Raw genomic sequence first — 15,932 nt, 5'->3', positions numbered from 1 at the left:
TTCACAAACGTATATTATCTATAGTTCAATTGTGAAATGATTTTATTATAAAATTTTATTACCCGTTATGCGCTAACTCCCGCCAGAGCTTAGCGTATAACTTACAAACAGATACTTACTCATGACTAGACTAACACACCAAATTTTCTTATTGGTCATTGTGGTGCTTTTTAGTAGCCATTATGCTGTGGCTCAGCTTAATAAACAAGAAGCTTTAGCACTTATTAGCAGGGTTATTCCTAAACAAGCATATAACTTTGAAGTAAAGTCATTACCAAGTACTGCCCCAAAAGACCTTTTTGAAATAGAGAGCAAAAATCAAAAAATTGTTTTGAGTGGAAACAATGGCGTAGCTGTAGCTTCTGCTCTATATTATTACTTAACAGAATATTGTCACTGCCAGATTACGTGGAATGGTACAAATCTGGATTTACCTACAACTTTACCCAAGCTTTCTGCTAAAATTACTAAAAAAACACCCTACCAATACCGCTACTATTTGAACTATTGTACATTCAATTACAGTATGTCTTGGTGGAATTGGGAAAGATGGCAAAAAGAAATAGACTGGATGGCGATGCATGGCATCAATATGCCTTTGGCCATTACAGGCGAAGAATATACTTGGCGAGAAGTCTATAATGAAATGGGATTTTCGGATGCAGACCTAAAAGATTTCTTCAGTGGTCCTGCTTATTTCTCTTGGTTTTGGATGGGAAATCTTGATGGATGGGGTGGGCCGTTACCGCTTAGCTGGATGAAATCTCATAAAGATTTACAAGTAAAAATATTGTCAAGAGAACGTGCCTTGGGCATGAAGCCTGTTCTACCTGCTTTTACGGGACACGTACCTTCGGCTTTCAAAAAGAAATATCCACAAGCCAAACTAAAAGCAACCAACTGGACAAATGGTTTTGGCGACACTTATATTCTTGATGCAGAAGACCCTCTTTTTGCAGAACTTGGCAAAAAGTTTATCAAAAAACAAACACAGTTATTTGGTACAAATCATTTGTACTCGGCTGATACTTTTAATGAAAACGAACCTCCGACTGACGAACCAGCTTTTTTATCTAAGCTGACGGCTAAAATTTATGATGGCATGAAGCAAGCCGACCCTGAAGCTATTTGGGTAATGCAGGGATGGTTGTTTTACAGTGATAGAAAATTTTGGAAAGCTCCACAGATAGAAGCTTTATTAAATGCTGTACCAGACGACAAGATGCTTTTGTTAGACTTGGCTACAGAAATAGAACCTGTTTGGAAAAGAACAAATGCTTTTCATGGTAAGCCTTGGATTTGGAATATGCTCAATAATTTTGGAGGAAATGTTAATCTTTTTGGACGCATGGATGGTGTAGCAAGTGGCCCTGCTGTGGCTTTGAATGACCCTAATTCGAAGAATTTACAAGGAATAGGTCTAACAATGGAGGCAATCGAACAAAACCCTGTGATTTATGAATTGATGATGCAACATACTTGGCAAGATACACCTGTTGAGCTAAACGATTGGTTAGTAAAATATGCAAAGAATCGTTATAAAACAGATGATAAAACCTTGGTAGATGCTTGGCAAGTATTAAGACAAACAGCTTATAATGGAAAGGATATTAGAGATGGTGCAGAGTCAATCGTTACTGGTCGCCCTACATTTGATTCGACTACTGTTTGGACAAGAACAAAGCTCAATTATCCTCCGAAAGACTTTTTGAAAGCTTGGGATCTATTTGTACAAGCTTCTCAACATGGAGTTGATTCGGACGGATTTCAGTATGACCTTGTAGATATTACACGACAAGTGTTGGCAAACTATGCGTTAGTTTTGCAGAAAAAATGGAAGAATTCTTACAAAGCAAAAGATGAAGCTCAATTCAAAAAAGATGCCCAAGCATTTATTGATTTGATTGCAGATATGGATGAGCTATTGGCTACCAGAAAAGATTTTATGCTTGGTCCGTGGATTAACTCGGCTAGAAGTTGGGGAAATACTAGTGAAGAGAAAGCCTTGTATGAACAAAATGCAAGAGACATTATCACACTCTGGGGCGATGCTAACAGCCCTTTGCATGAATACGCAAACCGCCAATGGAGTGGTTTATTGAATGATTTTTATAAACCAAGATGGCAAATGTTTTTTACAGAACTGAATCAATCATTAGCTACGAAGAAAGAGCCTGATTTAACAAATTTTGGAAATACCATTCGTGAATGGGAATGGAATTGGGTAAAAGCACATAAAGATTTTCCTGTTGTACCAAAAGGAAATAGTCATTCATTGGCATTGAAAATGTATAAAAAATACCGTGATGCCCTAACGGTAGCTTATCCTTGAGGTAGTCATACATTCTACGACTTACCTAAGCATTCAACAACAAACTACCAAAACTATGAATAACAATCCAAAAAGTATAAGACTCGTTTCCCTAGATGCACTCAGGGGATTCGATATGTTTTGGATAATGAGTGGCGAACACATTATTCACGCTTTAGCAGAAACAACGCATATTCCACTGTTTGAATGGATGTCTGAACAGTTACATCATACTGCTTGGAATGGGATTACGTTTTACGATATGATTTTCCCGCTTTTTCTTTTCATTGCTGGGGCGTCTATGCCCTTTTCGATGCAGAAGAAAGTAAGTGAAGCTTCTGTTGAGTCTGCCTATGAATTACCGAATGTAGTAAAAAGGTCACTATACGTTGCAATGGTGAAACGAACGGTAATATTGATATTTTTAGGCATTGTAGTAAACGGACTTTTTAAGTGGAATGGTTACGAACAGACACGCATTGCCAGTGTATTAGGCAGAATCGGCTTGGCTTGGTTTTTTGCAGGAATTATCTACCTGAATAACAACACATTGAAGCAAATTTATTGGTTTGTATTTATTCTAGTAAGTTATTGGTTAATCATGAAATATGTGCCAGTCCCAGGTTTTGGTGCAGGGGTATTAACTAAAGAAGGCTCGTTGGAATCGTATATTGATAGAATTTTATTACCCGGACGATTACATAGCAAAGTACATGACCCAGAGGGAATTTTGTCAACCATTCCTGCCATCGGAACGGCTATGTTAGGAGTATTTACAGCTACCTTTCTAAAAGCCAAAAATACTTTTTCAAATTATCAAAAGGTATTAGTGATGGTGACAGGTGCATTTATATTAATAGGCATAGGCTTATTATGGGATTATTCTTTTCCTATTAACAAACGCCTTTGGTCAAGTTCATTTGTGTGTTTCGTTGGAGGATGTTCAATCTTGCTTTTTACGTTGTTTTATTTGATAATTGACCTTTGGAAATTACAAAAATGGGCGTTGCCTTTCGTTTGGATTGGCTCTAATTCTATTTTGATTTATATGGCATCTGAAGGCATTATTAATTTTGGATATACTGCTAATTTTTTATTCGGTGGCCTGATTTCTTATACGCCAGAGATTTGGCAACCTGTCTTTACTGCTTGTTCTATTACCATTACCCAAATTATATTGCTGTATATTTTCTTCAAGAATAAAGTTTTTTTGAAGATATAGTTTTTACAAATGACCTAATGAAAAATGGACATATAAAAATAGTTCTACATTTATTTTTTTTCACTTGACTCAATTAAGACATCTATTAAATAAAAAATGATAGTAAATAGCCATTAAGAAGTAGTTAAAAGTGATTATCTCTACAATATTTTTGATATATTGCCTGTTACAATGGAATAACTCAATTAAGTATTTATCAAAAATGACTACAGAAATCCTCATATCACTCATTACGCTTATCGTTCTTGAAATTGTCTTAGGTATCGACAATATCATCTTTATTTCTATTTTATCCGACAAACTTCCCGTTGATAAACGTAAAAAAGCTCGTTTAGTTGGTCTAAGTTTGGCATTAATTACCCGTTTAATTCTGCTTGCGGGGATTAGCTGGATTATGAAACTCGACAAAACGCTTTTTGTCTTTTCTGGGATTGATTTTTCTGGAAAAGATTTAATCCTGATTATAGGAGGCTTATTTCTGTTGTACAAGAGTAACAAAGAAATCTTTGAAAAAACAGAAGATGAACACGAAGACAAACCCTTTGTTTATACTTCTTTTTCAAAAATCATCGGGCAAATCATTATCCTAGATTTAGTATTTTCTATCGACAGTATCATCACAGCCGTAGGTTTGGTTGATGAACTATGGGTGATGTATGTAGCTGTAATAGTCTCTATTTCAATTATGATGATGGTCGCAGGAACGATTAGTACCTTTATTAGTAAACATCCATCTTTAAAAATATTAGCCCTTTGCTTCTTGATGATGATTGGTATTACATTGATTGCAGAAGGTTTAAACTTTCATATTCCTAAACAATATATATATTTCTCCATGGCGTTTTCATTCTTGGTGAATGTGATACAGATTAGAAAAAATGCAAAGTAATGATATACAAAAAGGGCTTGATTTTAAAAATCAAGCCCTTTTTGTATATCTATTATCTTACTTCTCTTTACGCTCAATCTCTCTAAGGTTTTCTAATTTTTTATTTCGAAGAAAGCCTGTAATATCTTCAAAATGTTCTTTTACTCTTTTGTTTCCAAACTCAAATACTTTAGTGGCAAGTCCATCTAAGAAATCCCTATCATGAGAAATCAAGATAATCGTGCCTTCAAAACTCTTTAAAGCATCTTTTAGAATATCTTTCGTTTTTAAATCCAAATGGTTTGTAGGTTCATCCAGAATCAACAAATTCACAGGTTCTAACAATAATTTCACCATTGCCAAACGTGTTTTTTCTCCTCCAGACAATACCCTTACTTTTTTATTGACACTGTCGCCACCAAACATAAAGGCTCCGAGAATATCTTTGATTTTGGTACGTACTTCACCTACCGCAATATTATCAATGGTCTGAAAAACAGTTAAATCTTCATCCAATAATGAGGCTTGATTTTGTGCGAAATAGCCAATCATTGAATTATGTCCCAATTTTAAGTCACCTTCAAAAGGTATTTCGCCCATAATGGCTTTTACCATCGTTGATTTACCTTCTCCATTCTTTCCTACAAAAGCTATTTTCTCCCCTCTTTCAATGGTCAATGAAGCATCTTTGAATACCAGATGGTCGTCATAGCTTTTACTTACATTATCAACAATTACAGGATAATTCCCAGAACGTGGTGCAGGCGGAAATTTAAGATTCAGTGCGGAAGTGTCTATTTCGTCTACTTCTACAATCTCTATTTTCTCCAACATTTTTACCCTTGATTGTACCTGTAAAGTTTTCGAATACGTTCCTTTGAAGCGGTCGATAAACTCTTGGGTTTCAGCAATCATTTTTTGCTGGTCATTGAATTGCTTTTGTTGCTGTTCCTGACGCTCTTTTCGGAGTTGTAAATACTGAGAATAATTTACTTTGTAGTCATAAATACGTCCCATTGTCAACTCAATGGTACGGTTGGTAATATTATCGACAAAAGCTCTATCGTGCGAAATTACAATTACTGCCTTGGCATTATTAATCAAGAAGTCCTCCAACCATTGAATCGACTCTATGTCCATGTGGTTGGTTGGCTCATCAAGTAATATCAAGTCTGGATTTTGTAATAAAATTTTTGCCAATTCGATTCTCATACGCCATCCCCCACTAAATTCGCTAGTTTGACGCGTAAAATCTGAACGTAAAAACCCTAAACCCAACAAAGTTTTTTCTACTTCTGCATCAAAATTGATTTCTTCAATAGAATAATATTTTTCACTTAATTCAGATACCTTTTCGATGATGTGCATATACTCATCTGACTCATAATCAGTACGTGTTTCTAGTTGAGTATTTAATTCATCTATCTCAGCTTTCATATTCAACACTGTAGAGAACGCTTTTGATGTTTCTTCAAAAACAGTGTTTTTATCTTCTGTAAGCAAGTGCTGAGGTAAATAAGCAATTACTGCATCATTAGGAGCAGATATTTTTCCTTTGGTTGGCTTATCAACACCAGCTATGATTTTTAGGAGGGTAGATTTTCCTGCTCCATTTTTCCCCATCAGGGCTACTTTATCTTTATCGTTGATGTTGAAAGTGACATCACTAAAAAGAGCTCTTCCACCGAACTCTACCGCTACGTTATCTATTGAAATCATTTTATTTTATTATGAAATACAAAGATAAGGAAAGTTTTTTGAGTGAGGAGTTTTGAGTTTTGAATGAGGAGTGATAAATTGTCATTGTCTGATATAGAGAGGAATCATAACTATTTTCTAATGGAATAGACAAGTATGTAAATGTGTTCTTCTAAAATTTTTACCCGCAGATTTATGGAGATTTTTTCGCTGATTTACGCAGAGATTAATATCGTGTAAATCTGCGGTTTTAATCTGCAAAATCTGCGGATAAAAAAATCTAGAACTACTAACTCAACACTCCACTAAATCATTCTTCAACTTTTGGTTTTGAAGCTGATTTAGCTTGGTTTAGTCGATAACTCAAAGTCAAATTGATTTGTCTTTGTCTTGGTAAAAAATCTCTGTTTGAATAGAAATTAACGCCTTCAATAACTGTCCTAATTCGTCGACTATTGAAAACGTCCAGAATATTCAAGGTTAATGTTCCTTTACCTTTTAGTACATCTTTATTCACAGCCAAGTCGGTATAAAACAGGTAGCCCCTCCTACCCTGCGGTAATTGCTGTGGTGCTTCATAATTCGCCCGTACTTGTAAATCTATCCCATGAGGTAAATTAAATTTAGAAGTTTGTCGGGCAAACCAACTGTAGGTGTCACTCTTATAGTTAGCTGAAACATTTGAACCATCAGTAACAGCTCTAAAAAAACTCCAACTCAAATCTAATTTCCACCATTTTTTAGGAGAATATGTCGTAGCAAACTCAGCACCAAATGAGTTTTGTCCGACTAAATTCAAGGGTAACGTCGTAGAAATACCCGCACTATTTACCGAGCGAATGGATTCTATTTTACCATTAGTTTGGCGATAATAAACTGATGACGAGAGTGAGCCCTTTTCAAAATATTTTACATGACCTAATTCAAAGGCATTGGTAAACTCAGGGTTCAAATTAGGGTTTCCACTAAAATAATTTCTTTGGTCAGAGAAAGTAACGAAAGGACTTAAATCATTATACGTTGGTCGGCGAACTCTTCTTGAATACGAAATTTGTAAGGCATTTTCATTGGGGAGATTCAAGGTAAAATGTGTGCTTGGAAACAAATTAGCATATTTTCGTGGGTTTACCTCATTGGTTTGTTTCAAGGTAGTAGTTACGTTTGTGAGCTCCGCACGTAGCCCTACCTGATATGAAAACATCTTACTTTTATTACCAATAATTCCATAAACTGCCGAGATATTTTCGTTATAAACAAAATTATTAGTTAACCCTACAAGTGGCACAAAACTGCCAGATGCATCTTGTTGCGTAACGCTATAATCGTTGGTCATATCTCTGAAACTTGTTCTTAAACCAGTCTCAATTTTGCCCTCCTTACTAATCGGTTGAATATAGTCTACTTGTAATAATATTTGTTTTTCTGCCTCATCATTAAGTGCTTTTTGTAGTTTGGTATTCGCTGGATTCGGTTTGCCATCTACCCAAAAACCATTTTGTGTAAATGTTTGGTCAGAACGCTCCCAATAATCCAAATAGCGGACATCGGCGACTAATTCTTGTCCTTTTTTGTCAAAATTCTTCTTATAGGTTATCGAGTATTCTGAATTAGGTTCTGTTTCGGTTTCGTCTTGTTGACGATAAGTAATGGTATGTAACGTTTCCGTTCTATTGTTTGAATCATCATAACGGAAATCTGTGATACGTCTCACATCACTCCTTCTGAATAAATACGAAGCCGTAAAAATATCTTTATCAGTCAAGAAAAAATCTAATCCTCCTTTTATGTTATTGTTCAATCCTTTTACACTTCCGCTGTTGGTTTGATTGAGCGTGAAAGTAGTATCATTAGAAAAAACGTTTTGAAATAATTTCCCATTCCCTCTTAAATCACGATACGAAATACCATAATTGATAAAGAAATTCACCTTTCTATGACGGTAATTCACATTGGCTGAAACTCCATAGTTGGCTGGTGTTCCCGATATTAATTCAAAAGAACCATTGAAGCCTTGTTTTTGTTCTTTTTTCAGAATAATATTAATAATGCCCGACATACCTTCTGCTTCATAACGTGCCGAAGGGTTCGTAATAATTTCTACTCTTTCTATTAAACTTCCTTGCAATTGCTGTAAGCCAGCCCCTCCTTTAAAACTTACTAAACCCGACGGTTTGCCATCAATTAAAATCCTGACGTTATCACTTCCACGCAGTTTTACTCCACCTTCGGCATCAACAGAAATAGAAGGAATATTACTGAGAATATCAGAAGCCGAACCACCAGCATTAGATAAATCTTTGCCTACATTAAATATCTTTTTATCCAAAGCCAATTCCATCGTACTTTTTTCAGCTTGTACTACTACTTCATCTAAAGTACTGCTTGACGAAGTCAACTGTATTAAGCCTAAATCTATCGTTTTCTTGTCTTTAGATATGGTAAAAACGGGCGACTTAAATGCTTTATATCCAATAAATTCTACCAAGGCATAGTATGTACCATAAGGATTGGCAATCGAAAAATCGCCAGCATCACTAGCAATATTGCCCCCAACTAACTTTTGGTCAGCATCATTATAAATTCTTATTGTTGAAAAACTTAATGGAGTAGCCGTTTGGGCATCTTTTACTTGCCCTTTAATAATACCTTGTGCTATTCCTAAAAAAGGTAATAAAGTAAGGAGTATTAGAAAGAAGAGATGTTTCTGAGTTTTTGTAAAATATAGCATATTGGATAATTAATCATTCATTTGATAAAAGGATGAGGTAGGTATTATTTACTGTATCGTAATCAAGAGCAATTTAGAAAAGTATTGAGACTTCTGTGGTGGTAATTGTAGGTAACAAATATTTAGTTCTCCCCTAAGTTTGGTTATTTTGCTATCTTTATAAACTTTTTCCAGATTTTGTTAGTTTATAAATCATACTGTATAAAATCTGATTTTATTTATTGCTCTAAACATATTGTAGTTTAATATTATCTAACAGTGTTAAATAGTTTATTTTAATTAAAATGGCAAGTAAGGACAGAATATTAAGGTTGAAGGAAGAGACCCGAAATAATATATTAGAAGCAGCATGCAAGATAGTGAAGGAAGAAGGATGGCAGGGGCTAAGTTTACGAAAAATTGCCGATGCTATTGAATATACCGCACCCATTATTTATGAATACTTTGCTAATAAAGAAGCAATACTTCAAGAATTAACAAAGAAAGGTTACTTAGTATTGAATAAAGATTTGATTCAAGCAAAGAAAAGTAAAGGTAATCCAGCTGAACAATTAGAGGCTATGTGGTTGGCTTACTGGAAGTTTGCTTTTGAAAATAAAGAAATGTATCAGCTAATGTTTGGCGTTGAAATGACAACTTGCCACATGGTAGCTTTTCCAGAAGTACAAACTCCTTATGACCTATTTACCGAAACAATTATTGAAGTGATGGGCGATAAAAATCCAAGTGAGGATATTATTTGTCAGAAATATTATACTTATTACTCAGTAGTTCATGGATTAATTTCAATTAATCTAGTAGGTAATGGTTTGCCAAATGACATTAATCTTCAGATATTGAAAGACGCAATTACGGGTATCACAAGATCTTTAAATTAATTTCTTATAGAAATTTTAGGAAAGAATATAGCATAAAAGATCTCAATAAAAGAGTATTTTTATTTAACGCCGTTAAATAATTTATCTTCATTAATGAACTAAAAATATTCAATATTGATTTTACATAATAAGGAGCAATATTTTTTTGCATTATAATCTAACGCTGTTAAACAATTTACTCACTATAATTAAGTATCAAGTAAACACTATTTGTAGTTCTTTTAACTACTAAAGTTTTTTGAATAATTACTTAACAGTGTTAAATAGTTAATCAATATTAAATACCCACAAATTTTAAACTAAATAATCCTTATGAATAAACTCCCTAAACACAGCAGTAATGTATTTCAAGGCAAATGCACTGCAAACAATCAATTATAACATAGTTTTAAACATTCCATTAAGTCAATCAAGTTTTAACAAATCAAATTAGTCATGAAGAATATATTCTTAAGTGTATTAATCCTTTATACATTATCTGCTTGTTCAGAAAAGAAACCTATAGCCCAGACCGTTACCGCTCCTTCATTACCTGTTATCAACATTAACAGTACCTCAGCACTAACCAGTTCTGAATATCCAGCTTCCATTCAAGGAGCAGTAAATGTTGAGATTCGTCCACAAATAAGTGGAAATTTAGAAAAAGTATTTGTCGATGAAGGCGTATACGTAAGCAAAGGTCAATCACTTTTCAAAATCAATGATTTACCTTTCCGTGCCCAACTAAATAGTGCAATTGCTAGTCTTCATGCCGCCGAGTCGGCCGCAAACAATGCTCAACTGGAAGTAGATAAATTAACTCCATTGGTACAAAACAAAGTTGTTTCTGAATATCAATTAAAAACGGCACAGGCTAATTATAAAACAGCCTTAGCGAATATTGCTCAAGCCAAAGCAATGGTTAATACTGCTGAAATCAATTTAGGTTATACATTGATTAAAGCTCCAGTAAGTGGTTTTATCGGAAGGCTTCCTAAAAAACAAGGTAGTTTAGTATCATCTGCTGATATTGAAGCCCTGACCCAACTTTCTGATGTTCATGAAGTTCACGTGTATTTCTCATTGGGTGAAAGTGATTTTATTGCCTTTAAATCACAATATGAGGGTTTTTCAATCAGTGATAAAATCAAAAACCTCCCACCAGTTTCGTTGATATTGCCAGACAATTCCCTGTATTCAGAAAAAGGAAAAATCGATATGGTAGACGGACAATTTGATAAAAACACTGGAGCTATTACCTTGCGTGCTACCTTCCCAAATGCTAAAGGATTACTTCGTTCGGGTAATACAGGCAAAGTAAATTTAAGTGTTCAGCATGAAAATGCCTTGTTGATTCCACAAGAGGCTACCATCGAAATTCAGGATAAAATATTTGTTTTTACGGTTGATAAAAGCAATAAAGTAACCAAACAGCCCATCACTATTGCTGGAAAAAGTGGCACCAATTATTTGGTGAAAGATGGTATAAAAGATGGGAATAGAATCGTATTCAAAGGTTTCGAAAATTTGCAAGAAGGTACCATAATCGCGCCTGAAAATACTGATAAAGAAGTTGCAAAAAACTAATTCACAAGTTATTCAATATCCATTATGTTTAAGAAATTTATAGACAGGCCTGTGTTGGCTACTGTCATATCCATCCTATTGGTAATCCTAGGTGTTTTAGGCCTTGCCAAATTACCATTAAAACAATTCCCTGATATTGCTCCACCCGCGGTACAGGTAATGGCAATGTATCCGGGTGCAAATGCCGAAACAGTATTGCGTTCGGTAGCTCCTTCCCTTGAAGAATCAATCAATGGGGTAGAAAACATGAGTTACATGAGTTCGACCGCCAGTAATGATGGTTCATTAGTCATCACAGTATTCTTTAAATTAGGCACCAATCCTGACCAAGCAGCCGTAAACGTACAAAACCGCGTAGCACAAGCTACTAGTCAGTTACCTGCTGAAGTTGTGCAAGCGGGTATTACTACTGCCAAGCAACAAAATAGTTTGATGATGGTAGTTGATATGTATTCTGAAGATGAAAAAACGTATGACCAGACTTTTCTAGCCAACTATGCTCAGATTAACATCATTCCAGAAATCAAAAGGATTCCTGGGGTAGGGCAATCCATGATATTTGGAGGGAATAAAGACTATTCAATGCGTGTGTGGCTCAATCCTGCTCAAATGACTAGCTATAACCTTACACCAAAAGAAGTAATGGCAGCTATTCAAGACAAAAACCTAGAGGCTGCTCCAGGAAAATTTGGAGAAAGTAGCAAGGAGTCTTTTGAATACGTAATCAAATACAAGGGTAAACTCAATAAACCTGCTGAATATGAAAACATCGTAATTCGCTCTAATGCAGATGGTTCGGTATTACGCTTAAAAGATGTTGCGAAGATTGAATTTGGAGCCTATACGTATGGAAACTTTACAAGAGTAAATGGCAAACAGGGTATCAACATTGCATCGATGCAATTGGCGGGTTCTAATGCCAACGAAATCCAGATAGCCATTGCTAAACTAATGGAAAAGGCTTCTAAAGATTTCCCAAAAGGTGTAAAGTACCTTATTTTATATAATACCAAGGATTCGCTTGACCAATCTATTAATCAGGTAATCTCTACATTGATTGAAGCATTTCTTTTGGTTTTCTTGGTTGTATTTATTTTCTTACAAGATTTCCGTTCAACACTTATTCCTGCTATCGCAGTGCCAGTGGCTATTTTAGGGACATTCTTCTTTATGTCGCTTTTTGGATTCTCGATTAATCTACTTACTCTATTTGCTTTGGTATTAGCCATTGGTATTGTGGTAGATGACGCCATTGTAGTAGTAGAAGCTGTTCATGCTAAAATGGAACATCGACTACTTCCTCCGAAAGCAGCTACAACGTCGGCGATGAGTGAAATTACGGGAGCAATTATTTCAATTACTTTAGTAATGTCGGCCGTATTTTTACCTGTTGGTTTTATGAGTGGCTCAACAGGCGTTTTCTATCGTCAGTTCGCTTTTACCTTGGCTATTGCCATTGTTATTTCAGCTATCAATGCCTTAACGTTGAGTCCAGCGTTAGCAGCTTTGTTCTTAAAAGCGAATCATTCACACCATACGGACAGTCAACAAAAACCTAGTTTTAAAGAGAAGTTTTTTATTGGCTTCAACAAAGGGTTCGATAAGCTTACTAATAATTATGTAAGAAGCCTATATTTTTTGGTAAGAAATAAATGGCTAAGTATTGGTGGACTGGTAGTGATTATCGCAGCGACCATCGTTATGGTAAAAAGAACTCCAACAGGCTTTATTCCTTCTGAAGACCAAGGTTTTATTGCCATATCGCTTTCAATGCCTGCTGGTGCATCGTTAGAAAGAACTACCAATGTAATTCATCAAGCAGAAACAGTATTAGGCAGTATGGAGTCTAAAAAAACTTTGATGGGTCTATCGGGCTTTAATATCCTCACTCAATCTTCAAGTCCTTCGTCGGGTGTTGCTTTCGTGTTGTTGAAACCCGCTAAAGAAAGAGGAGCAGTAACAGACATTAATGCAATTATGAATGAAGTAAGACAAAAGCTTGGCGGTATCAAAGGAGCTAATTTCTTTGTCTTTACTTTCCCAACTGTTCCAGGTTTTAGTAATGTCGATGGACTAGACTTAGTCCTACAAGATAAAACTGGTGGTAGTCTAGTTAAATTTAGTGAGGTCGGCAATAAATTCCTTGGTGAATTGATGAAACGACCAGAAATCGCATTTGCGTTTACTGCCTTTAAAGCAGACTATCCACAATACGATATGGAAGTGGATGATGTAAAAGCCGAGCAACTGGGCGTAAACGTAAAAGATATTCTTCAAACAATGCAAGCCTATTTTGGTAGTGCTCAGGCATCCGACTTTAACAGATTTGGGAAATACTACCGAGTAATGGTTCAGGCAGAAAAATCTGCTCGTACAGAAATATCATCAATGGACGGCATTTTTGTAAAGAACAGATTAGGTAACATGGTTCCTATCAATACGTTGGTAAAATTAAAACGGGTTTACGGTCCAGAAACGGCTTCTCGTTATAATCTCTTCAATTCAATTGGTGTAAATGCCATTGCCAAACCAGGGTATAGTTCTGGAGATGCGATTCTTGCGGTAGAAGAAGTTGCGAAACAACACCTACCAACAGGCTATTCTTTTGAATTTTCAGGGATGACCAAAGAAGAACTTTCTTCAGGTGGACAATCTACAGTCATCTTTATGCTTTCGTTATTATTTATCTATTTCTTATTGGCTGCTCAATACGAAAGCTACATCTTACCGTTTGCCGTTATTCTATCCATTCCCACAGGAATATTTGGCGTATTTGTGGCAATAGGGTTAAAAGGAATAGAAAATAATATTTATGTACAAGTAGCCTTGGTTATGTTGATTGGTCTGTTGGCTAAAAATGCGATTCTGATTATAGAGTTCGCCTTACAACGCAGAAAAGCAGGGAAGACGTTAGTTTCTGCATCAATAGAAGCTGCGAAACTCCGTTTAAGACCTATTATCATGACCTCCCTCGCTTTTGTGGTGGGTTTAATTCCGATGATGGATGCCAAAGGGCCTTCGGCTCAAGGTAACCACTCTATCAGTATTGGAGCAGCAGGCGGAATGGTCTCTGGCGTAGTCTTAGGCTTGTTTATTATTCCAGTGTTATTTGTAATTTTTCAATACTTACACGAAAAAATTTCTAGAAAAAAACCAGAGATTAACTCTATCATTCATGAAGATTTGGTCGCTACTTATAATTAAGCATACAATGAAAAATCATATTAAAACCTTGTCGATAATGTTATTATTATCGACAAGCATTATTTCTTGTAAAGTTTCAAAAGAAGTTAAAATTCCCGAAGATGCTATTCCTGTTACTTTCAGAGATGTAAATATTCAAGATAGTACTACTAGCGTGGCAGATTTAAACTGGAAAACGTTTTTTACAGAAACTACCTTACAAAAACTAATCGATAGCGCTATTCATCGTAATAATGATTTGTTGGTTGCTCAGAAAAATATTGACATTGCACAGTTACAACTAAAGCAAGCTAAGTTTAATAATATTCCTAATTTGAATCTTCAGATTACCTCAAACTCTACGAACCCTTCCAACAATAGTTTGAATGGCATTAGTTTGAATCAGTTTTTGAAAAAGGAACATATCGAAGACTTTACTGCGGCAGCAAGTTTATCTTGGGAAGCAGACATCTGGGGCAAAATTGGTAATCAAACGAAAACCACCCTCTCACAATATGCTCAGTCGGAGGAAGCTAAAAAGGCCTTGCAAACAACCATTGTAGCGGCTGTTTCAAAAGGATTTTATACTTTATTGATGTTGGATGCACAAGTGGAAATCGCTAGAAAAAATCTGGAATTAAATGATAAAACTCTTTTTATGATTAATCTTCAGTTTGAATCGGGTCACGTTTCACTATTGGCCAAACAACAAGCAGAAGCACAAAGACTAGTGGCTGCACAATTGATTCCTTTGTTGGAACAAAATATCGTTATTCAAGAAAATGCGTTGAGTGTATTAACGGGAGGTTTTCCAAAAGCAGTTGAACGCAAAGTGATGTTGAGTGCTATTGCTTCCCAAAATCAACTTTCAGTAGGCGTGCCGTCTGCTTTAGTTGGAAGAAGACCCGATGTAAAAAATGCGGAATTGCTATTGCAAGAAGCCAATGCAAAAGTAGGTATAACAAAAGCAAGCTTATATCCGTCATTGACGATTACCGCAACTGGTGGCTTAAATGCCTTTGAAGCAAGTAATTGGTTTTCGCTTCCTACTTCACTGTTCGGAGTAGTTGCTGGTGGGCTTACCCAACCTTTGTTAAATGGCAAAAAATTGAGTACTCAGTATGAAATAGCAAAAGTACAAAGAGAGAAAGCCGTTATTGGTTTTCGTCAATCTGTTTTAATTGCTACAGGAGAGGTTTCTGATGCTTTGATTAAAATTCAAAAAATAGAAGAGCAAAATACGAAGCTCTCATTAAGAGTAGCAACATTACAACAAGCTATCAGCAATGCAGATATGCTGTTTAAAAGTGGCATGGCTAATTATTTAGAGGTAATTACTGCTCAAAGTAATTTACTACAAAGTGAATTAGAATTGGTTTCCTTGAAAAAAGCCAGACTAGAAGCAGATGTAGATTTATATCGTTCGTTAGGTGGTGGCTGGAAATAAGTAGTATCGCAGGATTTGTATTTAAACAAAA

9 protein-coding genes are annotated in these 15,932 nt (G+C 35.5%); 7 read left to right on the top strand and 2 right to left on the bottom strand.

Features of this window, described 5'->3' with window-relative positions:
- The first annotated feature begins 121 nt into the window (after positions 1-121).
- The 3 genes from VB264_RS08660 to VB264_RS08650 all read left to right on the top strand — a co-directional run bounded on the left by VB264_RS08660 (position 122) and on the right by VB264_RS08650 (position 4,422).
- On the top strand, positions 122-2,332 hold the full coding sequence (locus tag VB264_RS08660; RefSeq protein WP_323248523.1) for an alpha-N-acetylglucosaminidase: 2,211 nt from the start codon (positions 122-124) through the stop codon (positions 2,330-2,332).
- A 55-nt stretch (positions 2,333-2,387) separates the two neighbouring features.
- Positions 2,388-3,533 carry an acyltransferase family protein gene (locus VB264_RS08655; RefSeq protein WP_323248522.1) on the top strand — a complete coding sequence of 382 codons (1,146 nt, stop codon included), beginning with the start codon at positions 2,388-2,390 and terminating at the stop codon, positions 3,531-3,533.
- Positions 3,534-3,735: 202 nt separating this feature from the next.
- The gene (locus tag VB264_RS08650) at positions 3,736-4,422 is read left to right on the top strand and encodes a TerC family protein (protein WP_323248520.1); all 687 of its coding nucleotides are present in this window, start codon (positions 3,736-3,738) and stop codon (positions 4,420-4,422) included.
- Between the two features lie 57 nt (positions 4,423-4,479).
- Here VB264_RS08650 and VB264_RS08645 read toward each other — a convergent pair whose 3' ends face one another.
- Positions 4,480-6,120, bottom strand: coding sequence for an ABC-F family ATP-binding cassette domain-containing protein (locus VB264_RS08645; protein ID WP_323248519.1), 1,641 nt, complete (start codon positions 6,118-6,120; stop codon positions 4,480-4,482).
- Positions 6,121-6,409: 289 nt separating this feature from the next.
- Positions 6,410-8,827 carry a TonB-dependent receptor domain-containing protein gene (locus VB264_RS08640; RefSeq protein ID WP_323248517.1) on the bottom strand — a complete coding sequence of 806 codons (2,418 nt, stop codon included), beginning with the start codon at positions 8,825-8,827 and terminating at the stop codon, positions 6,410-6,412.
- A 284-nt stretch (positions 8,828-9,111) separates the two neighbouring features.
- Between VB264_RS08640 and VB264_RS08635 the strand changes: the two genes are divergently transcribed.
- The 4 genes from VB264_RS08635 to VB264_RS08620 all read left to right on the top strand — a co-directional run bounded on the left by VB264_RS08635 (position 9,112) and on the right by VB264_RS08620 (position 15,901).
- Positions 9,112-9,705, top strand: a complete 594-nt coding sequence (locus VB264_RS08635; protein WP_323248515.1) for a TetR/AcrR family transcriptional regulator — start codon at positions 9,112-9,114, stop codon at positions 9,703-9,705.
- A gap of 435 nt (positions 9,706-10,140) precedes the next feature.
- On the top strand, positions 10,141-11,271 hold the full coding sequence (locus tag VB264_RS08630; protein WP_323248513.1) for an efflux RND transporter periplasmic adaptor subunit: 1,131 nt from the start codon (positions 10,141-10,143) through the stop codon (positions 11,269-11,271).
- A 24-nt stretch (positions 11,272-11,295) separates the two neighbouring features.
- Positions 11,296-14,475, top strand: a complete 3,180-nt coding sequence (locus VB264_RS08625; protein ID WP_323248511.1) for an efflux RND transporter permease subunit — start codon at positions 11,296-11,298, stop codon at positions 14,473-14,475.
- Positions 14,476-14,482: 7 nt separating this feature from the next.
- Positions 14,483-15,901, top strand: a complete 1,419-nt coding sequence (locus tag VB264_RS08620; protein WP_323248510.1) for a TolC family protein — start codon at positions 14,483-14,485, stop codon at positions 15,899-15,901.
- The last annotated feature ends 31 nt before the right edge of the window (positions 15,902-15,932 follow it).

Source organism: Arcicella aquatica (assembly GCF_034928825.1).
GTDB lineage: Bacteria > Bacteroidota > Bacteroidia > Cytophagales > Spirosomataceae > Arcicella > Arcicella aquatica.
Note: the sequence above shows the minus strand (reverse complement) of the source record. Positions and strands in the feature narration are given on the sequence as shown.